19 protein-coding genes are annotated in these 19920 nt (G+C 53.3%); 11 read left to right on the forward strand and 8 right to left on the reverse strand.

Going from position 1 to position 19920, the window contains the following annotated elements; genetic code table 11:
* Positions 1–71: 71 nt before the first annotated feature.
* The 3 genes from GN111_RS31360 to GN111_RS31370 all read right to left on the reverse strand — a co-directional run bounded on the left by GN111_RS31360 (position 72) and on the right by GN111_RS31370 (position 2998).
* Positions 72–506, reverse strand: coding sequence for a hypothetical protein (locus GN111_RS31360; RefSeq protein ID WP_155307525.1), 435 nt, complete (start codon positions 504–506; stop codon positions 72–74).
* A gap of 285 nt (positions 507–791) precedes the next feature.
* Positions 792–1442, reverse strand: coding sequence for a PAS domain-containing protein (locus tag GN111_RS31365; protein WP_155307526.1), 651 nt, complete (start codon positions 1440–1442; stop codon positions 792–794).
* 113 nt (positions 1443–1555) lie between these two features.
* Positions 1556–2998: a DNA integrity scanning protein DisA nucleotide-binding domain protein gene (locus GN111_RS31370; protein ID WP_231715612.1), complete on the reverse strand. Its 1443-nt coding sequence runs from the start codon at positions 2996–2998 to the stop codon at positions 1556–1558.
* 440 nt (positions 2999–3438) lie between these two features.
* Between GN111_RS31370 and GN111_RS31375 the strand changes: the two genes are divergently transcribed.
* The 4 genes from GN111_RS31375 to GN111_RS31390 all read left to right on the forward strand — a co-directional run bounded on the left by GN111_RS31375 (position 3439) and on the right by GN111_RS31390 (position 7234).
* The gene (locus GN111_RS31375) at positions 3439–3639 is read left to right on the forward strand and encodes a cold-shock protein (RefSeq protein WP_155307528.1); all 201 of its coding nucleotides are present in this window, start codon (positions 3439–3441) and stop codon (positions 3637–3639) included.
* A 270-nt stretch (positions 3640–3909) separates the two neighbouring features.
* Positions 3910–4308, forward strand: coding sequence for an SET domain-containing protein-lysine N-methyltransferase (locus tag GN111_RS31380; RefSeq protein WP_155307529.1), 399 nt, complete (start codon positions 3910–3912; stop codon positions 4306–4308).
* Positions 4309–4321: 13 nt separating this feature from the next.
* Positions 4322–5128 (forward strand): crotonase/enoyl-CoA hydratase family protein, encoded by an 807-nt coding sequence (locus GN111_RS31385; protein ID WP_155307530.1) that lies wholly within the window; start codon positions 4322–4324, stop codon positions 5126–5128.
* Between the two features lie 306 nt (positions 5129–5434).
* Positions 5435–7234 (forward strand): AMP-dependent synthetase/ligase, encoded by a 1800-nt coding sequence (locus tag GN111_RS31390; RefSeq protein WP_170302549.1) that lies wholly within the window; start codon positions 5435–5437, stop codon positions 7232–7234.
* 91 nt (positions 7235–7325) lie between these two features.
* On the opposite strand, the gene GN111_RS31395 is transcribed toward GN111_RS31390, so the two are convergent.
* The 4 genes from GN111_RS31395 to GN111_RS31410 form a co-directional block, all read right to left on the reverse strand.
* On the reverse strand, positions 7326–8792 hold the full coding sequence (locus GN111_RS31395) for a DUF5666 domain-containing protein (RefSeq protein ID WP_155307532.1): 1467 nt from the start codon (positions 8790–8792) through the stop codon (positions 7326–7328).
* Positions 8793–8814: 22 nt separating this feature from the next.
* Complete coding sequence (locus GN111_RS31400) at positions 8815–9639, reverse strand: DUF6502 family protein (RefSeq protein WP_155307533.1); 825 nt, start codon at positions 9637–9639, stop codon at positions 8815–8817.
* 389 nt (positions 9640–10028) lie between these two features.
* Entirely contained in the window at positions 10029–10814 is a 786-nt protein-coding gene (locus GN111_RS31405; RefSeq protein ID WP_155307534.1) for a carbon-nitrogen hydrolase family protein, read from the reverse strand.
* Positions 10815–11293: 479 nt separating this feature from the next.
* Positions 11294–12388 (reverse strand): DUF5005 domain-containing protein, encoded by a 1095-nt coding sequence (locus GN111_RS31410; protein WP_155307535.1) that lies wholly within the window; start codon positions 12386–12388, stop codon positions 11294–11296.
* Between the two features lie 316 nt (positions 12389–12704).
* On the opposite strand from GN111_RS31410, the gene GN111_RS31415 reads away from it, so the two are divergent.
* The 7 genes from GN111_RS31415 (at position 12705) to GN111_RS31445 (ending at position 19277) form a co-directional block, all read left to right on the forward strand.
* Entirely contained in the window at positions 12705–13370 is a 666-nt protein-coding gene (locus GN111_RS31415; protein WP_155307536.1) for a hypothetical protein, read from the forward strand.
* A 238-nt stretch (positions 13371–13608) separates the two neighbouring features.
* Positions 13609–14184, forward strand: a complete 576-nt coding sequence (hoxE, locus tag GN111_RS31420) for a bidirectional hydrogenase complex protein HoxE (protein WP_155307537.1) — start codon at positions 13609–13611, stop codon at positions 14182–14184.
* On the forward strand, positions 14126–15781 hold the full coding sequence (nuoF, locus tag GN111_RS31425) for an NADH-quinone oxidoreductase subunit NuoF (RefSeq protein WP_155307538.1): 1656 nt from the start codon (positions 14126–14128) through the stop codon (positions 15779–15781). Before hoxE ends, nuoF begins: the two co-directional genes overlap by 59 nt.
* A complete protein-coding gene (gene hoxU / locus GN111_RS31430; protein ID WP_155307539.1) occupies positions 15778–16539 on the forward strand; it encodes a bidirectional hydrogenase complex protein HoxU in 762 nt (253 codons plus the stop codon). Before nuoF ends, hoxU begins: the two co-directional genes overlap by 4 nt.
* Positions 16536–17090, forward strand: a complete 555-nt coding sequence (locus tag GN111_RS31435; RefSeq protein ID WP_155307540.1) for an NADH-quinone oxidoreductase subunit B family protein — start codon at positions 16536–16538, stop codon at positions 17088–17090. The genes hoxU and GN111_RS31435 overlap by 4 nt, the downstream gene beginning before the upstream one ends.
* Positions 17091–17141: 51 nt before the next feature.
* Positions 17142–18563, forward strand: coding sequence for a Ni/Fe hydrogenase subunit alpha (locus tag GN111_RS31440; RefSeq protein WP_155307541.1), 1422 nt, complete (start codon positions 17142–17144; stop codon positions 18561–18563).
* A 483-nt stretch (positions 18564–19046) separates the two neighbouring features.
* Entirely contained in the window at positions 19047–19277 is a 231-nt protein-coding gene (locus GN111_RS31445; protein WP_155307542.1) for a BrnT family toxin, read from the forward strand.
* On the opposite strand, the gene GN111_RS31450 is transcribed toward GN111_RS31445, so the two are convergent.
* Positions 19241–19870: a hypothetical protein gene (locus tag GN111_RS31450; protein ID WP_155307543.1), complete on the reverse strand. Its 630-nt coding sequence runs from the start codon at positions 19868–19870 to the stop codon at positions 19241–19243. The two genes, GN111_RS31445 and GN111_RS31450, sit on opposite strands and share 37 nt — an antisense overlap.
* Positions 19871–19920 lie beyond the last annotated feature (50 nt).

A 19920-nucleotide genomic window follows, 5' to 3' on the forward strand; every position in this document is an offset into this window, starting at 1 on the left:
TCTCCTTTTTTCATACACGTTGGGTATCGGCTCCCGTTCCATCTTTTATTGGGAGCATTCTATGCCGGCGGCTACTCCCAACCGGCCACTTCGTAGCCCTTCTCGAAAAGGCAGCGTTCCACAATTCCCCTGAAGACCGGCGGAGGATCGCTTCGCGAAACACCTCCGGCGGCAAGCGATGCGGCCCCGCCTGCGGCAGCACCGGCTACGGCGGCACGGTGGGGGTCCCTGCCCAGCACGGCTGCGGCAGCCGCTCCGGCAGCCGCCACAGACGCGGCATCGCTGGCCGCCTCCTCGGACAACTGCCCTTCGCCAGTTTCGCTGGCACCGGTTTCCCTGGCCACCCTCCAGCAATCCTCTATATCCGTCAGCGCTGCGTCGCGCCCCATGGCGCTGTAATGGGCATTGGGATAGAGAATCGGTCGCTTCACGGTTTCGAAAGCCGATGCCGGCAACGCATGGATCTGCAGAAGTATTCCGGCAAGGATCAGAATGGCTGCTTTCATGGCTTACCTCTACTTGTTGGGGGTCTCCGGGAGCGGCTCCGGTTGTGGCCGGGATACCGAATGGCTGCAAGAGGTTGCTCGTTGTACCCGGGGTGGTAAAGAGACCGGATGAAAGTCTCCGGTTTCATTCTTGTCCATGCTTAGATGCCCGCTTTGCCCGGTAACTGCAATAATCTTAAAAAATATCACATCGTCACCCGGGGGTCAATGTGTCCGATCGGATGCTTTTCGCACGCAGGAACTGTCTGAGGCAGGCAGAAAAGTGCAGCGGCAAGAGGAAGATCTTCAGTTGGGTTTCGGGTAGATTTCCTTGCGGCAGGGGGGACAGATGGTGTGGGAAAAATCGGCCTCGGAATGCATGGCGACATACTCTTCCACATGCCACCATTCGCCGGATTCATCTCTGATTTTCTTGCAGTTGGAGCAGATGGGCAGCAGGCCGCGCAGCATTTCGTTTTCGGCCTCCAGTGCTTTTTGCCGGCTCAGGGATTCTTCGAGCCTGAGAAGCAGTTCGTCGCGTTTTTTCTCCAGGGCATGCTGCTTCGTAATATTGCGCATGGTTCCGAAGAGTTGGGTCCGATCATTGTCACCTTTGAAGAATTTAGCCGTGATTTCAACCCAGAAAGGCGAACCGGTTTTGTGCAGCAGTTCAAATTCCACCCTGCGTTTGACGCCTTTACCCAGCTTGTATTTGCGATGTCCTTCGGCCAGAGATTCCATGCCCTTTTCGTATGATTCAGGGGTACACAATTTATCTATGGGCAGTTCCCTGATCTCTTCCGGGGTGTAGCCGGTGACCTGTTCTACAGAAGGGCTGATGTAGGTAAAGCTCATCGCTTCGATGTCCACAACCCAGATCACGTCGACGATCGATTTCTCGATGACTTTATATTGCTGTTCGTAGTTGGAAATAATCGATTCTATACTTTGGCTCATAATAGCTCGCAACGATCATGGATAATAACGGTTCGGCACCGCGACCCGTACCCCTCTATCGGCGGATAAAAGGACATTCTTTAGCTTAATTTGCCTGTCTTTTATCCGGGCAGTCAGTCTCCGTTGCGATCCACCCAGCGATCCAGGCGGGTTGGTTGGACGATGCCGCAGGACATGGGCCTCCATTGGCAGGCGGCACTGATCTCGACGCCGGATTGAATGATGGACACCGGACGGTCTGAAGAAACCACGACGATGATGATGTTGGCATGTTCGGCGGAAAAACGCAGGGCCGAATTGAATCGTGCCCCGCGGGCACGGTCTTCGCCCTCGATTGCCCGCCCGTCCAGCAGGCAGGCGAATCCGTGAAGATGTAGATCGGCACCGATATGCAGGGCGCCGTCCAGCCGCAGCAGGGATTTGGCCAGATTGAGGATCTCAGGTTTTTGCAAATCCAGGGGACGGTCGAAGCATTGGCCGGAAATGGTCAGCGGTGAAACATTGAGGTCGATAACCAGCGTTGCGCCATGTTTCCGGTCTTCCGCCCGGTGGACCAGAGAAGCGACGATCTTGAATACGGTGTTGCCGACTTCGGAATCGAGAGCGGATTCCAGCAGCGCTTCCTCTATATGAACCAGATTGGCCCGACGGGTTCTGGACTGGTAGGTGCCGTCGGAAAAGCTGCACACCGGGTCATCGACAACCGTCAAAAAGCCGTGCCCGCCCCTGAAATCGGCTGTGATGGTAAAATCGGGAAGGGGTTCCTCCGCGATGCCGGCCACACAGCGACCGTCGGAGATCAGTTTGAGATCCGAATGTTCCACTGCCGCCAGGAGTTTGCGCACGTGTTTGACGTTTTCGATGGAGGGCCGTTCCGATTCTGGAAAGCGGGCCAAAAAGGAAAGCTGCGGCAATGCCTGGGGTTCCACAAACACCAGTTTTCCCCTTGGCCAGGCCCCTTCTTCCCGCGTTCTGGAAAGCTCCAGAACCGTATCCAGAATCGGGTAGATGCGCAGTCGGGTGTCCCACCCCAAAAGGAAATTCATGCGATCGACGACGTCATCCCGAACGGCATGGGTGGCGTATTCCCGCAAAAAACTGCCCGAGATGCCGGTATAAAAGGCGCGTTCGCCGGTCATATCGAGGCAAAAACGCCAGGCTGCATGCTCCAGCCATCGCTCAGTGGGGCCCGTACTGCAGGCGTCGGGATGGTGTTCGGTGAACCAGATCTGGTAGTAAACCGAACCTGACCGGCAGCCGAAGGAGATCAGGCCGGTCATATGAAGGTTCTTTTCCGGAACGATGTGGTTGTACTTCATGCTGTCGCGCTGAATGGCGGGGGCACTGCGCCACTGCTGATTTTCCACATACAACTCCTTCAGTCGGGGCTCGTGACCGCCCAGCAGGTTCTGGGGATCGAAGATGTACATGGGGGCATCCGGTTCCATGGCAAAGACGATTGCCGCCCGACTGGGGCCGGAAAAGTGAGACAGGCCGTCCCGGAGACCGTCCAGCGAATCTCCGATACAGTGGCAGATGAAGGAACTGAGGGCCAAGGGCATGTTCCGCAGGTTATGTGGTCCGCCAGGGCACCACGGCAAACGAAATGTCCCTCCAGAAATAGGCCAATCGGCCATTCATGGATGGGGCGCGAACTATCTGATTCATAGTGGATTGCCTGCAAATTGTCAATCCTGAAAATGATTTATTCTTAATAAAAACAAAGGCATTGGTTGTTTATTGGGAACGTCTGCCGCCTGAGAGCCAAAGATTGCCAGTGAAAAACGTAGATTATCCCGGCAACGGGAGCGCACTCAATTTCAGCCAATCGGCGGCAAAGCTGTTGATTTCGGCTTTTGCTGTGTTATTATCGATTTAATCGAAGGTCCGTTTCAGCTTGGCGGGCCGGTTTCGTTATGAAGGTGGTCGTCATGTTCGTCAGTGGCACCCTTTATGAATGAAGCAAGAGAATTTTTTTCGAAAGGAGGGTGCCAGCATGGTTAACGGCGTTGTCAAATGGTTCAACAGCAGCAAGGGCTACGGTTTCATTGAGCAGGAAGACGGTCCGGATGTATTCGTTCATCACTCCGGAATCAATTCCACCGGCTTTCGTTCGCTCAACGAAGGCGACCGGGTTACCTTTGAGATTGTTGACGGCCCCAAAGGTCCGTCCGCAGCCAATGTAACGGTTGTCTAAGAACGTTTCCGATTCTTAGGAAAGTAAAGGGGGGCCGTGAAAGGCCCTCCTTTTTTTGAGCCCTTCTCCCCGCAACCGCAAGGCGTCGGCGGTTTTTCCTATATTTTTCCGGACTGCTTCATCATCTCACCCATTGGAGTTTTTTTGTGCCTTGGCCCTAATGCGATAGGGCGCTCGCGCGGCCGGTCGGTGTCCATGCGGATTGACTTTGTCGGTGGAGGTTGCTAAACGCAGTATCCATTGGCATTTAACACGGACTGAACAGGGACCATGAAGAAAAAAAGAGAAAAACTTTTCAGGCATCCGGATATCGTCATTTCGACCTGCGATTTCGGCCACGGCATTTTCACCACCAAATCCCTCCCGGCCGATACAACGTTGGAGGAATGTCCCTATCTTCGGATCAACGCCGACGAGTGTGCCGGCACCCTGGACGACTATGTGTTCAACCTGGAATCCTCCGAAGACAATGGCTCGGAAGTTTACTCCCTGGTACTGGGATGGGGAAGCCTGTTCAACCACTCTTACAAACACAACACCGAATACTGGCACGATACCGACCGCGACCTGATCGTATTTCATACCATCAAGAAGGTGGCTGCTGGCAAGCAGTTGTTTGTCAATTACGGAAAAGAGTGGTGGACATCCAGAGATCTGACCCCTGAATAAAGGAAAACAACCGATGAACGACAGCGCCTCTCTTTCCGTGGAGATTAAGGACCACATCGCCTGGCTGAGCCTATGCCGCCCCGAACGGCGAAATGCCATGGGTATGGCCTTTTTCAGGGAATTGACCGATCATTTCCGGCGGTTCGACAAAGACGACGCCGTGCGCGCGGTGGTCATCCGGGCCGAGGGACCCACCTTCACCGCCGGCCTGGATCTGATGGAAGCCGGGGGGCTGCTTGCCGGCAAAGGCGCCGACGACCGCGAGAAGTTGAAAGAAACGATTCTCGAGCTTCAGGAGAGCAATAACGCCATCGAGCGCTGCCGAAAACCGGTCATCGCAGCGGTTCATGGACATTGCATCGGCGGCGGCGTCGATCTGCTTTCGGCCTGCGACATCCGTCTGGCCGCAAGCGACGCCATATTCGCTATCCGCGAGACGAAAATCGCCATCATTGCCGACCTGGGAACCCTGCAGCGGCTGCCCCACATCATCGGCCATGGCTGGTTTCGCGAACTGGCCCTTACCGGACGGGATTTTACCGCTGAAGAGGCCCTTGCGATGGGTTTCGTTACACGGATATGCGAGAACGCCGAGGCTCTTGTTAAAGCCGCCGGAGAACTGGCAGCAGAAATTGCCGGTATGGCACCCTTGACCGTTCAGGGAGTCAAAGAGGTGATCAACTACAGCCGGGACAACGGCGTCTATCCCGGTTTGGCCTATGTGGCCCAGAAAAATGCGGCCAGCCTGATTTCCGAAGATCTCATGGAAGCCGTTAGCGCGTTTATGGAAAAACGCACTCCCAGGTTCCAGGGAAAGTAGTCCTCCCCGCAGAGACGCTCCCCCGTTGCCAAACAAATTGAGATTCAGCCGCCGGGCATTTTCCGTTCTACGGCTGGTTTTCGATGGCAAGACCCGCTAAAAGTCTTGCATATCCGTTCTCGATATGGCAGTAAACATCGTTTAGTAAAAGTAACTCTGTAATTGAACGAAAACTGAATAAATGAATAAAATTCATTAGTCCGTTCGGTGGATGCGGGAAGGGGCAAACCTGCAAGCGGCCGATCCATGGGTGTTTCGCTTGTCGGTGCGGCACGGGGCTCAAAAACGACAAAAAGGGGAGGACGTATGTACACGTTGGACAAGCCGGACAATCTTGTGGCGATGTTCGAGGAAAGCGTGGCCAAATTCGGCGGCAATTTGTGGATGGGAACCAAAAATGCTGCCAAGGACGGCTACGACTGGGTGACCTACGATCAGGTGGCACAGCGAATCGCCAACCTGCGCGGCGGCTTGGCCCGGTTGGGAATCGAGAAGGGCGATGCCGTCGGCATTATCGCCAACAACCGGGTGGAATGGGCCGCAACCTGTTACGCGACCTACAGCCTGGCCGGCAGATACGTGCCCATGTATGAAGCGGAACTGGAAAAGACCTGGAAGTACATTGTCTCCGATGCCGCTGTAAAGGTGCTTTTTGTTTCCAAGCCGGACATTCTGGAGAAAGTCAAATCCTGGCCCGAGGAGATCGATACCCTGGAGCACGTCATCCTTATCGAGGGACAGGGCGAGGGCAGCATGCAGGATTTGGAGCGGTTGGGCGCGGAAAACCCCGTTTCGGCAGTTTATCCGGATGCAGACGATATCGCCGGTTTGATCTACACCTCGGGTACGACCGGCGCCCCCAAGGGCGTGCTCTTGTCCCACGGCAACCTCACGAGCAATGTGCATGCAGCCGCCAAGGCCTACCCCCAACTGGATGAAAACCTGCGGACCCTCTCTTTTCTTCCCTGGGCGCATTCCTACGGACAGACCGCAGAGCTTCATCTACTCATGCGGCTGGGCGGGTCCACCGGTTTCGCTGAAAGCCCCCAGACCATCGTGGACGATCTGGCCCTGGTCAAACCGACTTTTCTCATTGCCGTGCCCCGGGTGTTCAACCGCGTGTATGATGGCCTGAATGCCAAGATGAACGAACAGGGTGGACTGGCCAAGAAATTGTACGACATGGGCGTCAATGCAGGGATCGAACGGCGGCAATTAAAAAAGGAGGGGCGCACCAGCGTGGTCAACGCAATCAAACTGAAAATCGCCGACGCCCTGGTATTCAAAAAGATACGGGAAAAATTCGGCGGCCGACTGATGTACTCCTTGAGTTCCAGCGCGGCGCTCAGCCCCCACATCGCCGAGTTTTTCGAAGATGTGGGCATCCCTGTATACGAGGCCTGGGGGATGACCGAATTGTCGCCGGCCGGTGCCATCAACAGCCCTGAACACAACAAGCTCGGAAGTGCCGGTTTACCCATCGACAAAGTGCGGTTTGCGATCGACAAAACCTTCGACAGCGAAAACTCCGGGGAAGGCGAACTGATCGTTTACGGTCCCAACGTAATGAAGGGGTACCACAACAAGCCCGAGGAGACCCGTGCCACCATGACCGAGGACGGCGGTTTACGTACCGGTGACCGCGCCTATATCGACGAAGACGGGTACCTGTTCATCACCGGACGCATCAAGGAGCAGTTCAAGCTGGAAAATGGCAAGTTCGTTTCCCCGGCCACCCTGGAAGAAGAGATCAAACTGCTGCCCTGTGTGGAGCACACCATGATTTACGGTCTCAACCGTCCCTATACGGTCTGCCTGGTTTTTCCCGATTTTTTGGTTATGGAGAAGTTGGCTGCAAAAAACGGCTGGCCCTCAGAACCGGCCGCCATGGTTGCCGATTCTGCGGTTAAGGCGTACATCGAAGGCCAGATCCTTGATAGCCTGAAAGGTAAATTCGGTTCCTACGAAATCCCGAAAAAGTTTATCGTTTTAAGTGAGGGGTTCAGCGTGGAAAACGGCATGCTTACCCAGACCTTCAAGCTCAAGCGTCGCGAAGTGCTCAAGGCATACCAGCCGATGATCGAGGCAGCCTATGAGAAAGGATAGATATTCATCGGCGGCAGATTGAATGGTTTTTTACGGAGTAATCTCGGCTTATCGTTTCCCAACAGGAAATGCCGAGACCGAAAAACCATTCTTATTCAACCGATATGCCTTGCCAGGTAATGGCTTCGCCTGAACGCGTTCCTTTTGCGGAGACGATGTCTCCGGCTTCAGTGAAATTGTAAAAATTACTGTAACCGGTTCCATCAGGCGATTCGAAGCCATCATTCGGGATGCCGGATATATCGATATCATGGTCAAGGAGGGTTATGACGCTCTGGTCCGCAGGGGGGGCTGTTTTAAGAGCGCCCTGCAATATGACTTTGTTATTTAAGGCGTCTAAGGCGATAATGTGAATTGCCAACATCGACGCAGAATCTGAAGATGGCAGTTCTATCCCGATTGCTTTAAAATGCATTGTTTCGTCTATGTCATCAATCGTCGTGACCTCGCCGGTAACCATGGTGTTTTGGTCATAGCGGATGGTAATATCTGACAAACCATGCAACGTTATCAGTGATAAGTCCCTATCTATTAATGAAAAATCGGCTTCCACTTTAGCAAAACTCAGGAAAGCGATGCGTTCGGCATGTAACGTTCCGTTGATCAACTGCCCTTCGGCCTCAACCTGGACGTCTTCGTCGATATCATCGGCATCGCCCCCGGTGTAAAGGGTCTGATCATTCAAGACAACTGGTACCCCGTTCAACCGGAATTCTTCCTCCGAAGTTTTTTCGGTGATAATTCCTTCTAATTCGATGGAATCGATATCGGTAGTGCCTAACAGATCGACCCGCTCGATGGTGTCGGCCTGGATATCGATTGATGGAATTACCGATAAAGTGCCTGTCACCTCAACCAACTGGTCCTGGGCCAGTTGGTTGAGGCCGACCAGAGTAGCGCCGGTTGTATCGACGACAGTGATTCCGTTAATCGTGATATGATCAGGACCTGCAAACGTTATTGTTCCTTTCAGATTCGCATGGTCATCGATATCGCTGCCGGTAACGAAAGTTGCCTGAATGCGGCCCTCTGCGTCTTCAAAGCCGCTGACCTGAATCCATTTCCCTTCCAATGAAACTTCTATATCGAGATTTAGAACGTTGGTCAGTTCATTGATGATAACCGTTTTTCCAAGAACTACTATTTGCGCGGTTTCTGGGTCGATCTGCTGAAATGAACCCACTTTCACCGGTCCTCTGAGATCGTCGTTAAAATAGACCTTTTCCGCTATACCGTTTTCAGAATCCTCGAGTTCACCTTCTACCCGTACGACCATTCCAACCTTGAGGTTGTTCAGAACCTCCTCGTCGCCAAATCCCTTGCTTTGACCTTCAACAAAGATTTCCGCATCGCTGGTATCGTAGCGGACACCATTGACGTGGACACTGCCAATGGCGGTAACGGAACCCGAACTGATACCGGTCCCGCCAGTGCCGCCTCCGTTGACACCCGAGCCGCCGATGCCTCCCCCGCTGGATGCCAGGTCGTCAATCCCCCCGCCCCCGCAGCCGATAATCAGGCTGCCGGCGAGGATCAACAGGATCTTCACCCATTTCATTTGTTTCCGGGAAAAGTTCAACTCAATCCTCTTCGTCAAAGGATTTTTCAAAATAGTAAATCCCGACACCGGCGACATTGCGGCCCGTACCCTTTATTCCGGGGTTGACATCCCGGTCGTTGATCGCCAGATAGCTGTCCAGATCGTTCAAAAGTTGCTGGGCCTGACGGCGGGACATTTTTCTGAAGTCTGCCAGCACTTCATCCGGCAAATTGTCGTAATACACTTTGCGCTGAAAATAGGGCTCATGCCCATTTTTATCGATATTGTTTTCGATGGTCGATATCAGAAGGTTTACATCGGTTCCCAGGATGTGAAATTTAATCGCCTCGTCGGCCGTTGGGGTAAACGCTTCATGAACGAGCCGGACACGGTTGTCCGGTTCCAACTGCAGGGCGCCAACCCGGATCAATTCATCCAGAACCGCACGGGGAGGCATATCGCCGCTGAATTTTTTGACCAGGGTCTCGAACGTGGCGCCCTCTCCGGATATGGGGATGGCAACGGGGCGACCCTGTTCATCGAGGCACCCGGCTTCCCTTCGCCATCCGGATACCACCCTTGCCGCCCGGTTGTATTTTTCGCGCTGCTCTCGACTCATGGGCGGATCCAATTCCGACAGCCTTTTCACCTCTTTGCGCGTAAGCCCGGTGATCACGGAAATACGTGAATGGGTCTGCTTGCGTCCTTCGATGGTGAAGTTTTCCCTGGCGACATCGTAATAGACCCATTTCAGCAACGAAGCGAAAGTTTTGAAACTAACCCCTCTTTTCAATGCCATTCGAACAAGCGGCCGCAGCAGTTTTAAAATGGCCGCGTATAGTACTCGTGTAGTGTCCTGATTCATATCCATGGCCGTAATTGAACTTTCAACGATTGATCGAACCAACAGCAGCAATTCGCGCAGTGAGGATACAGGAGCTGAATCCAACCATAAAACAACGGTCCCAATCAACAATTTAATAACACAGCAATTATTCGGCCAACTTTTCAGGAAACGTGGGTTTCAGGTTTGATCCAGGTTTCCATTGAAGCGAATTTATATATATATTTCTTTTATAAACAATTTGTTATACGAATATAGCTTTGAATAATCCGAAGGCAGGCCGTCGGATCTGCAAGACTTTTTTCTGGACAAAACGGTTTCTTTTATTTCCAATCCCATGAAAAGATAGGAAAATTATTTCATATTCAATCGTGAGTTTAAACTTTACAGGCATTGCCAGGCTTTTATTCTCATTCCTCCACATAGCGAGGATAACGGCTCTTCGCCCGGTCAGCGTCCGAGAGGTTGATTTCAAGGGTCAAAAACGGACGCTTAACCGAGGTCGTTCCTAAAACCGTGCCTTGATCCGGTTCAATAATCCAACCGTGACCTCCCCATGGGTGACCTCTATGGTCCGCCCCGTTGCGATTCGAAGAGAGGCAAAACGAACCGCTTGTCACGGCCGCCGCCCTGCCGCCCATGATCCATTTTTCCGTGGTTGAGGCTTCCGTGGAACGGGGACAAATAAGCATCTGGACTCCCTGCCGGCCATATGCACGGGCATGTTCGTTGAACCAGAGTTCGGTGCAGACCACAAACCCCATCGTGCCGTGTTCGGTTTTTACTGCATCGAATCGTTTTCCATCCCGCTGATACCACGTTGCCTCCCAGAAATCCGGTTCATCCGGCAGATAGTACTTGTAATGTGCCTTCTGATATCCTCCCCTTGCGTGCCATGCGAACGCTTCATTGAGCCTCTTGACGTCTGTCGTTACCGGCCGTGAGCTTACCACCGTTGCTTCTCCAAATTCAGACAAACGGCGTAGCCATTGGTCGTGCAAAGCAACGGCATTGTCCCATGCGGCCGGGTCAAAATCTTTGCTGGCGGCAAGCCATGGTGCAAACGGCATTTCCGGCAACACCACAATATCGCTCCGATGTTCGACCACGTGGGACACCAGGTCCCGCCAGGCCGCCTCGAACGGCTTGGGATCACTCGGTAATTCGCAGACGGTAGCTGTAATCCGTTTTTTCATATCTTTCCTTTAAGAAGAGGCTAATGTGTGGAGAATGTTGAATGTCTTTTGCCGTTCCATTATGGGCAGGCCGGACAACCGAATGGATGCCGCTGCCCTTCAGGCGTCGGTGTTTATTCGATCCGACGACGGCGAAGCACCGAAGGTTATCTCGCAGACGGTCTCCTTCCAGTCTTCAATCTGCTGCCGGTATTCATCCGGACCGGTTTCCATCCCGCAGTCCCTGCAGGCCACCTTGGCGTTGGCTCACCGGCCGCGAAGTTTGGCGCGCCCTCCGCAGAAAATGCATTTCAGGTTCGGCATTGGTACCTCTTGAGAAAATTCGGATCGATTCGATAAACGAAAATTTGTTCCCATCCATAAATGGCCAATTTGCCATTTTTTCTGGAGGGCTGCTGATTTTTCCTTCAGTATCATCCGATGCTGTCTTTGGCGACCCCTATGTTCTTCTATTCGCCTGGGAACTGCTGAGAAAACTGTCATTCGATTTGTGCGAAATCCACCCAGATGAACCGCGGGCGATAGATGGCAGCATCTTCGAACACGGCGGAAGGATCGTTCACGTGATTCAGGTTGTACGAAATCAGATATCGATTTCCTTCCCTGAACTGGCTATGGACAAAAGGGTTATAGGCGACAACATCACGACCGACGCCGGGCACCTTGTAAATGATCCGTGGACCCTGCCACGGTCCCTCGGGAGAACCGGCTTTGTATACGGCGATCGTATCCGGAAAGGGTCCGCGCCCATCCATGGTGACGAGGTAAAAGAGCCGACCGCTTTGAAAAACGGAGTACTGGGTTGAAACGCCGCTTAAGATGGGCGCTGAATCCCTTGGATCAGCGGACCATCCCCTGCCGGTATAAAACTCCCATGGACCGCTGAGGCTTTTGGTCGTTGCACGGGCTATGTGGGCCAATTTGGGGAAGGCATCGTCACGGGTCCCGTAGATATAGACATATTCCTTCGTTTTAAGGACCGATACCCCGAACAGGGCGCCCTTCGCCGTTGCGACTTCATCCAACCGTTCCAGTTCGAGGTCGGGCAGGGAAAGTGTGGACAGAACCGTTCCCGTAAACTGCCATCCCCATAATTGCGGCGAGATCTGCCCGAATCGATGCAGGAAGAGCCGCATTTTGTTTCCCACCTCCAAGCCGTCTCCCGGCCAAAACCATGTATCTGGAAAAGGGCTGGGGAAAAAAGCGGCGGGTCCTTCTTCCGTCTGCCGATACCGGGTATCAAGCCGCCGATCCGTTTGGACCACCAGGCTGTTTCGAATCATCGGCGTCTTTGTTGGGCGGGTTCCGTCAGACCTTACTCTCCCAAGGAATGTATCGCCGAAAAGCCAGACCGTGCGGCCGTCTTTCAAAGGGATGGACAAGGTCCCGTCCCCGCCGGTCCACCCGTCGCCTTTCCGGTTGAACATCTGGTTGTAATCGGCGGCCGGCCATGCGATTCGGGGGTCGGTATTCGGCCGAGACGGAACACCGTGGAAGCAGGCTAAAATAACAAAAAGGACGATGCAGAGAAAACTGCAGGCGCTGAGCCTTCGATATATGGCAGCTTTAATCAAAGTTCATTTTCCTGATAAACATTTTTATGTGTTATTATCCTTTATGAGTATGTAAGTCACCAAATTATCGAAGGCCAAATCGTTCGAACCCCATGCCCTCCAAATTTTACGCCAATAAACCAATGGACGTCCATAAAGTCCCTATCCAAAATTTGTAGGATTGACAGTTTATGAAGGAATCTATCACGCCTTTGACAGGCCAATAGAAAAAAGAATATATTTGGGACATACATTGGAATATAATCCTGCTGTTACCAAACAGGCTTTAAAGAAAACCAGAAATTCCTTTAGAGAACAACTGATGGAAAAATGATTTATGGAAAAATTTGAAGATATTCTCAGAAAAGTTCGTAGTGCAATTACCCAAGAAAAATCCGAAACGCGGGAAAATTTTATAAATCACTTTTCCTTCGACATTGGCAAGTTCTCCTTTGATATGGCAAAGGCCTTTGAAAAATGGAAAGTCTTTGATGATAAAATTGCAAATGACAGAGAAAAGGCCGCAATATCGGGAATATTATATTTAGCGATTACTTTGAATATCACATCAATGAAATTGTTTGTCTCAGGTAATTCGATAGCGTCTGGAAATATTCATAGACAGGTTTTAGAATCAATTGCTCTTGTCTTTTTATTTTCTGAAAAATCGCTGGATACATTGGAACTATTCATGAAACAGAAATATCCGGCCAATAAAGCGATAAAAGATGTAATTATGCATCAATCCAAACTGAACCTTAACACTAAATCATTAGAAATTTTGTCTAAGTCCTACAGTTTTTACCAACATTATAATAACATTACATCAAATACAATAGCATCATTCGTTTCCATCGCTGACAAAGCCATTCATTTAGTCCCGGAATTTGATGAAAACAAAATCTCAGAATACAAAATAGAAATTGACATGAGGGTCCATTTAGCATCCATATTCGATAATATTCTTGATAGCGTAATCAATAATGTGTCAAAGTGGAAATGATCATTAAGGTGTAAAGAACTGTTTGGTAGCACTTCGCGACAATGCATGAGGCATTCGTCCATTATCCTGTGTCTGATTTCTTTTCACGCCGTCGGATTCTTTTCCTATAATTTACCGGTATTCTCCGAAGCCATTTTGTTACCCACTGTTTTCCTTATTGTTTTCAAACCAGTGGTTGGCTTGTTTCTTGCGGATATGAAAAAAGAAACAACCCCTTCAACGAAACGGAGGCCGACCCATGATCCCAGAGACGGCTCCACCCGGTTTGTCATCGCCTTCCCTGTCTCCCGCTGCCCCTGACAAGCGCCTTCGAATCATCGACCGAACCATGCGCCTGCACGGATATGCGTCCCATGCGCTGATCGAAACGCTGCATGCCGTTCAGGAAGCATTCGGCTATCTCGATTCCGACTTGATGCGATATGTCGCCGGCCGGCTGAAAGTCCCCTTAAGCCGGGTATATGCCGTGGCAACCTTCTATCATTTTTTCACCCTCAAGCCCCCTGGCGAGCATACCTGCGTGCTGTGCAAGGGCACGGCCTGCCACATCGGCGGGGCCGCCGAGATCCTTCGCAAGGTCGAAGAGATGCTGGAAATCCATACGGGGGAAACCACTGCCGACGGAAAGATATCCCTCATGATCGCCCGGTGCCTCGGCTCCTGCGGACTTGCCCCGGCAGGCGTGTTTGACGGCACCATTGTCGGCAACCTTACGTTGGACACCGTTGTGAACAAATTTCAGGCGTGGAGGCCACATGACGCTGACCATCGAGAATCTGCAGGAGATCGCGAAAACGGAGACCGATTCCGTTGAATCCTACCGGTACCGCATCAACGTCTGCGTGGCAGCAGGCTGCCTGTCCTGCCGAAGTGATGCCGTAAAGGCATCCCTTGAAGAAGAGCTCCGTCGGCAGGGAAAAGAAAAGAAGTGCCTGGTCCGTGGCGTCGGATGTCTGGGACTCTGTGCCGTCGGACCGCTCATCGACATCTCCCCTTTGAATGTCGCCTATCAGGCGGTCCAGCCATCCGATGCCCCGGAGATCATCGGCAGCCTCGCCGGCGCACCGGTTTCCCGGCTGCTGCTGCCTGCCGACCAGCCGTTTTTCTCCCGGCAGAAGAAAATCGTCTTGGAAAACTGCGGCATCGTCGAACCCGAACGCATTGAAAGCTATATCGCCGCGGGGGGCTACGAAGCCCTCTACAAAGCCCTGAGACAGATGAGTCCGAGGCAGGTCATCGACGAGGTCACCGCCAGCGGTCTTCGGGGCAGGGGCGGGGCCGGATTTCCCACCGGCCTGAAGTGGACGACGGTCTACAAGGCGCAGCAGGCCAACAAGTTCGTGGTCTGCAATGCCGACGAGGGAGACCCCGGCGCGTTCATGGACAGAAGCGTTCTGGAGAGCGACCCCCACCGGGTGATCGAAGGCATGGCCATCGCCGGATACGTCGTGGGCGCCTCCCGGGGCTACATCTATGTCAGGGCCGAGTATCCACTGGCCATCGAGCGGCTTCGCCGCGCCATCAAGCAGGCGAAGCAACTGGGAATTCTCGGGGAGAATATCTTCAACACCCCCTTTGCCTTCGACATTCAACTGCGGTTGGGGGCCGGCGCCTTTGTCTGCGGCGAGGAGACCGCCCTTATCGCCTCCATCGAGGGAAGGCTCGGAAGACCGCGCCCCCGGCCCCCGTTCCCCGCCGAATTCGGTCTCTGGGGATGCCCGACCCTGATCAACAACGTGGAAACCTTCGCCAACATCGCCCCCATCGTCCGTCGCGGCGGCGGATGGTTCGCCGGCATCGGTACGGAAAAAAGCAAGGGGACCAAGGTGTTCGCCCTGGCCGGAAAAATCAATAAGACCGGGCTCATCGAGGTGCCCATGGGGACCACCCTGCGGGAGATCGTTTTCGACATCGGCGGCGGAATTCCCGCCGGCCGAAGGTTCAAGGCCGTCCAGACCGGCGGCCCCTCCGGCGGCTGTGTGCCGGAGCAGTTCCTGGACATGCCGGTGGATTACGAATCCCTTAAGGAGGTGGGCTCCATCATGGGCTCCGGCGGCATGATCGTCATGGACGACGGGGCCTGCATGGTGGATGTGGCCAAATTCTTCATGGAGTTCTGCATGTCCGAATCCTGCGGAAAATGTGTGCCCTGCCGGGTCGGCACCGCCCAGCTTTTCAATATTCTGGAGCGGATCACCGCCGGGGACGGAAGAGTCGGAGATATCGACACCCTGAAGGAGCTGTGCGACCTTGTGGGCGCGACCAGCCTGTGCGGCCTCGGCCAGACGGCGCCGAACCCGGTGAAAAGTACGCTTCGGTATTTCGAAAACGAGTACACGGCCCATATTCGCCGGCATCGCTGCGACGCCGGCGTATGCGCCATGGGAAAAGCCCGGGAGGCCATCACATGACATCCACCGCGTCGACACCCTCAAAGCCCAGAACGGACGTAAATCCAGTGCGCATCTACACCTTGCGCATCGACGGCAGGGACGTCAGCGGCCGGGAAGACGAGACCATCCTGACGGTAGCCCGCCAGAACGGCATCGACATTCCCACCCTGTGCCATCTCGACGGCCTTGCCGAACGGGGCGCCTGCCGCCTGTGCATCGTGGAACTCCAGGGGAGCCCGAAGCTGTACGCCGCCTGCGTCACCCTGGTGAAACAGGATATGGACGTGATCACCGACTCGCCGCGCATCCGCGACTACCGCCGCAAAATACTTGAACTGATCTTCGCGGAAAGAAACCATGTCTGTTCGGTCTGCGTGGTCAACGGCAACTGCGAGCTTCAGAATCTGGCCGTCAAGCTCGGCATGACCCATGTCCGGTATGATTATCTCAATTTGCCCCACCCGGTGGATGCCTCCCACCCCCGGTTTTCATTGGACCACAACCGGTGCGTCCTGTGCATGCGGTGTATCCGTGTCTGCAAGGACATCGAGGGCGCCCATACCTGGGATATTGCGGGCCGGGGCATTCATGCCCGGATCATCTCGGACCTCAACCAGCCCTGGGGAGAATCCGAAACCTGCACCGGATGCGGGAAATGCGTCCAGGTATGTCCCACCGGCGCCCTGTCCGAGAAGGGAAAGTCGGTGGCGGAAATGACCAAGCGCCCCGAGTTTCTCCCCTATCTCCAGATGATGAGAAAGGAAGCTGAACCATGAGTGTGCCCTCGAAATCTCCCACTGAGAAAATTCGCATCGCCACGATCTGGCTCGACGGCTGCTCTGGGTGCCACATGTCACTGCTGGATATCGACGAGCGCCTGGTGGCCGCAGCCGACCGCATCGACCTGGTGTTCAGCCCAATCGTCGACACCCGGACCTATCCACAGAACGTGGACGTCTGCTTCGTCGAGGGCGCCGTTGCCAGCGGGGAGGATGTCGAGAAGCTTCATGTGATCCGCAAAAACACCCGGTGGGTGGTGGCATTTGGAGACTGCGCCGTCACCGGAAACATCCCCGGCATGCGAAACCGGTTCCCCCTTCGGGAAGTTATGAATCGAAGCTACCTGGAGAACGCGACCCACCGGCCTCGGATACCGAACCGGGACATTCCGCACCTTTTCGACAAGGTACAGCCGGTGCACGCCTTTATCGAAGTGGATCTGTTTCTGCCGGGGTGTCCGCCGCCGGCGGATGCCATTTTCGAAGTGCTGTCGGCACTTCTGGAAAATCGCCTGCCGGATCTGGCCGGCAGGGTCCGATTCGGATAACGCCTGCATCCTCGAAAGTTGGGGATACTATGATATACCCGGAGATACACCATGGACAGACAAATCGTGATCGATCCGGTTCACCGCATCGAAGGGCATGGGAAAATCACCATTCAACTGGATGCGTCCGGGCAAGTCGAAGATGCCGCCTTCCATGTCACCCAGTTCAGGGGCTTTGAAAAGTTCTGCGAGGGCAGGCCTTATTACGAGATGCCGTCCCTGGTGGAGCGGATCTGCGGAATCTGCCCGGTTTCCCACTCCCTGGCATCCGCCAAGGCCTGCGACGCCATTCTCGGGGTTGCCGTCCCGGAGGCGGGACAAATGCTTCGGGCACTTCTGAACCTTGCCTCCGTTATGCAGTCCCATGCCCTGAGCTTCTTCTACCTCTCATCTCCGGACCTGCTGCTCGGTTTCGATGGCCCGCCGGAAAAGCGAAACATACTCGGACTGCTGGAGACCCATCCCCAACTGGCCGCCGACGGGATCCGCCTTCGGCAGATCGGCCAGTCGATCATTGAATGGCTGGCCGGCAAAAAAATCCATCCCACCTGGGTGGTTCCGGGTGGCGTGGGGGTTCCGCTTTCAAAGGAAAACCTCGAAAATATCAGGGCGGTCCTCCCGGAGGCCCGGGACATCGTTCTGCGAACCATCGGGTGGTTCAAACCGTCCATCGAAAACTACCGCGAAGAGATCCGTACCTTTGCCAACTTTCCGTCCATGTTCTTGGGGCTGGTGGATCCCTGCGGCAACCTGGAACTTTTCGACGGGAACCTGCGGTTTATCGACTACCAGGGAAACGTCGTCGCCGAACAGGTGCCGCCGGCGCGGTATGCCGAATATATCGGCGAGGCCGTGGAAGACCATTCCTACCTGAAGTCGCCTTACTACCTGCCCCTGGGGTATCCCGAGGGCATCTACCGGGTGGGACCCGCCGCCCGCCTGAATGTCTGCAGCGGGTGCCGGACGCCCCTGGCCGATGAGGAGTGGGCCGAGTTCAAAAGCCTCGAGAAAGGCCCGGTCCTGAGTTCCTTCTACAATCATTATGCCCGGCTTATCGAAATTCTCTACACGATTGAAAAGGCCGAGCAGCTTACAGCTGATCCCGACATCCTGAACCCCAGGGTACGGGCCCACGCCCAGCCGAACTTCTTCGAGGGCATCGGTGTTGTGGAGGCCCCACGGGGGACGCTGTTTCACCACTACCAGGTGGACGAAAACGGACTCATCACCGGGGTCAACCTCATCGTCGCCACGGGCAACAACAACCTGGCCATGAACCGCGGGGTGCTTCAGGTCGCCCGGCATTTCATCAAAAACGGGGAGGTCCCGGAATCCGTCCTCACTCGGCTCGAAGCGGTTATCCGTGTTTTCGACCCCTGCCTCAGCTGCTCCACCCATGCCCTTGGCATGAATTCACTGCATGTCCATCTTCTGGGGCCTGACGGCCATGTGGTGGACGAAAAGTGGCGATAAAAAAGATAGGGTCTTTCCATTTTTCGTGGGGAAACGCATGAAACAGAAGACACTCGTGATCACCTTCGGTAAGGCAGAGGCAACGTGAAGAAAAGATCAGGATTCAGGTAGAAAAAAAGCGCCGTATCAAGGCTGAGCAAAGCAGGGTGGATAACCTCATTTCGGACGCAGAGAACTGGAAAAAGAGCCAGATTATTTGCGAATATGTTGGAGTTGTTAAAGAATCCGTAATGAATGGAAACAGCACCATCTATTTGGAGAACGAATTACAGAATTGGGCAAAGTGGGCACTTGATCAAGCAGACCGCCTGGATCCCCTGAAGGAAAAGGCGCTAAATTTTCTATAATGCCAATATCTATAGCCATTCAGAGGCTTTTATTTTGGATGCACTCCACACAAGATAGGTGAGAAATACGTTCGAAGCCGCCAATAATAATCATTCATATTGACAAAATATACCAAATTGGTATATTGAATATACCATGAATTTTGAATTCGACCCGGATAAATCGGACAGTAACAAAAATAAGCATGGGATTGATTTTTTTGAAGCCCAAGAGCTTTGGGAAGATACTGATTTGTTAGAAATTCCAGCCAAAACGACCGATGAAACAAGATTTTTGGTGGTTGGCAAAATAGACAACAAACACTGGACTGGGATTATTACATATCGCAATCATAACATACGTACCGTACCATCTTTTCCCTTGTAATATCTCAAACGAATCATACGTGGGTATTTGTGTGTCAATTTGGCTGTTCCGCGACTGCCGCGTGGAATCGAATTGGTCACGCTAGCAGATTGATAAAAATCATTGAATTGGTCTTCCCATTCTAAATCCGCCTGCCGTTTCCGTAATTCATCGGCAAATTCCAGATCCGGTACACCGTATTGCCTGGCGATATTTTCGAGTTGTGTCAGCTCATCTTTATCCAGGCTTTCGATATGGAAGGCACGAATGCGTGAACAGAGCCTACTGAAAAGATCTTCCTTTTTTTCATCTTCAAGCCTTTGGCGAATAGTGCGCTCGATCATTGCCTGTTCCTTCTGAATCAGGTCCTCGCGGCTATGATAGTCTATTTCCAGCGGATTTTCAGCATAGCGATCTTTTCTGGTTTTCAGTTTTTTTAACCACAGGTCCTCTATAAATTTTTCCCGAGCTCGATCCAGCTCTGTCGTTTTAATATCAACAGGTAGTTGGTGGATCTGTTTTTCAATGGCCTGTTCGATATCCGAACGGTTTCTGCTGAGAAAGGGCGATATAGGCCAGCCGTCAGGGAATTTCATAAAATAGTAAGAGTTCATCTGGTTTTATCCTGAAAATATATAAAAATTCAGTAACTTCCGGTTAAGTT

Source organism: Desulfosarcina widdelii (assembly GCF_009688965.1).
Taxonomy (GTDB): domain Bacteria; phylum Desulfobacterota; class Desulfobacteria; order Desulfobacterales; family Desulfosarcinaceae; genus Desulfosarcina; species Desulfosarcina widdelii.

Bases quoted from the DNA above. Each gene is read 5' to 3' on its own strand.
- hoxU (WP_155307539.1), top strand. From the start codon at position 15,778: ATGACATCCACCGCGTCGACACCCTCAAAGCCCAGAACGGACGTAAAT.
- GN111_RS31375 (WP_155307528.1), top strand. From the start codon at position 3,439: ATGGTTAACGGCGTTGTCAAATGGTTCAACAGCAGCAAGGGCTACGGT.
- GN111_RS31450 (WP_155307543.1), bottom strand. From the start codon at position 19,870: ATGAACTCTTACTATTTTATGAAATTCCCTGACGGCTGGCCTATATCG.
- GN111_RS31445 (WP_155307542.1), top strand. From the start codon at position 19,047: ATGAATTTTGAATTCGACCCGGATAAATCGGACAGTAACAAAAATAAG.
- GN111_RS31395 (WP_155307532.1), bottom strand. From the start codon at position 8,792: ATGAAATGGGTGAAGATCCTGTTGATCCTCGCCGGCAGCCTGATTATC.
- GN111_RS31365 (WP_155307526.1), bottom strand. From the start codon at position 1,442: ATGAGCCAAAGTATAGAATCGATTATTTCCAACTACGAACAGCAATAT.
- GN111_RS31440 (WP_155307541.1), top strand. From the start codon at position 17,142: ATGGACAGACAAATCGTGATCGATCCGGTTCACCGCATCGAAGGGCAT.
- GN111_RS31390 (WP_170302549.1), top strand. From the start codon at position 5,435: ATGTACACGTTGGACAAGCCGGACAATCTTGTGGCGATGTTCGAGGAA.
- GN111_RS31405 (WP_155307534.1), bottom strand. From the start codon at position 10,814: ATGAAAAAACGGATTACAGCTACCGTCTGCGAATTACCGAGTGATCCC.
- GN111_RS31400 (WP_155307533.1), bottom strand. From the start codon at position 9,639: ATGAATCAGGACACTACACGAGTACTATACGCGGCCATTTTAAAACTG.
- GN111_RS31360 (WP_155307525.1), bottom strand. From the start codon at position 506: ATGAAAGCAGCCATTCTGATCCTTGCCGGAATACTTCTGCAGATCCAT.
- GN111_RS31380 (WP_155307529.1), top strand. From the start codon at position 3,910: ATGAAGAAAAAAAGAGAAAAACTTTTCAGGCATCCGGATATCGTCATT.
- GN111_RS31385 (WP_155307530.1), top strand. From the start codon at position 4,322: ATGAACGACAGCGCCTCTCTTTCCGTGGAGATTAAGGACCACATCGCC.
- GN111_RS31435 (WP_155307540.1), top strand. From the start codon at position 16,536: ATGAGTGTGCCCTCGAAATCTCCCACTGAGAAAATTCGCATCGCCACG.
- hoxE (WP_155307537.1), top strand. From the start codon at position 13,609: ATGATCCCAGAGACGGCTCCACCCGGTTTGTCATCGCCTTCCCTGTCT.
- GN111_RS31415 (WP_155307536.1), top strand. From the start codon at position 12,705: ATGGAAAAATTTGAAGATATTCTCAGAAAAGTTCGTAGTGCAATTACC.
- nuoF (WP_155307538.1), top strand. From the start codon at position 14,126: ATGACGCTGACCATCGAGAATCTGCAGGAGATCGCGAAAACGGAGACC.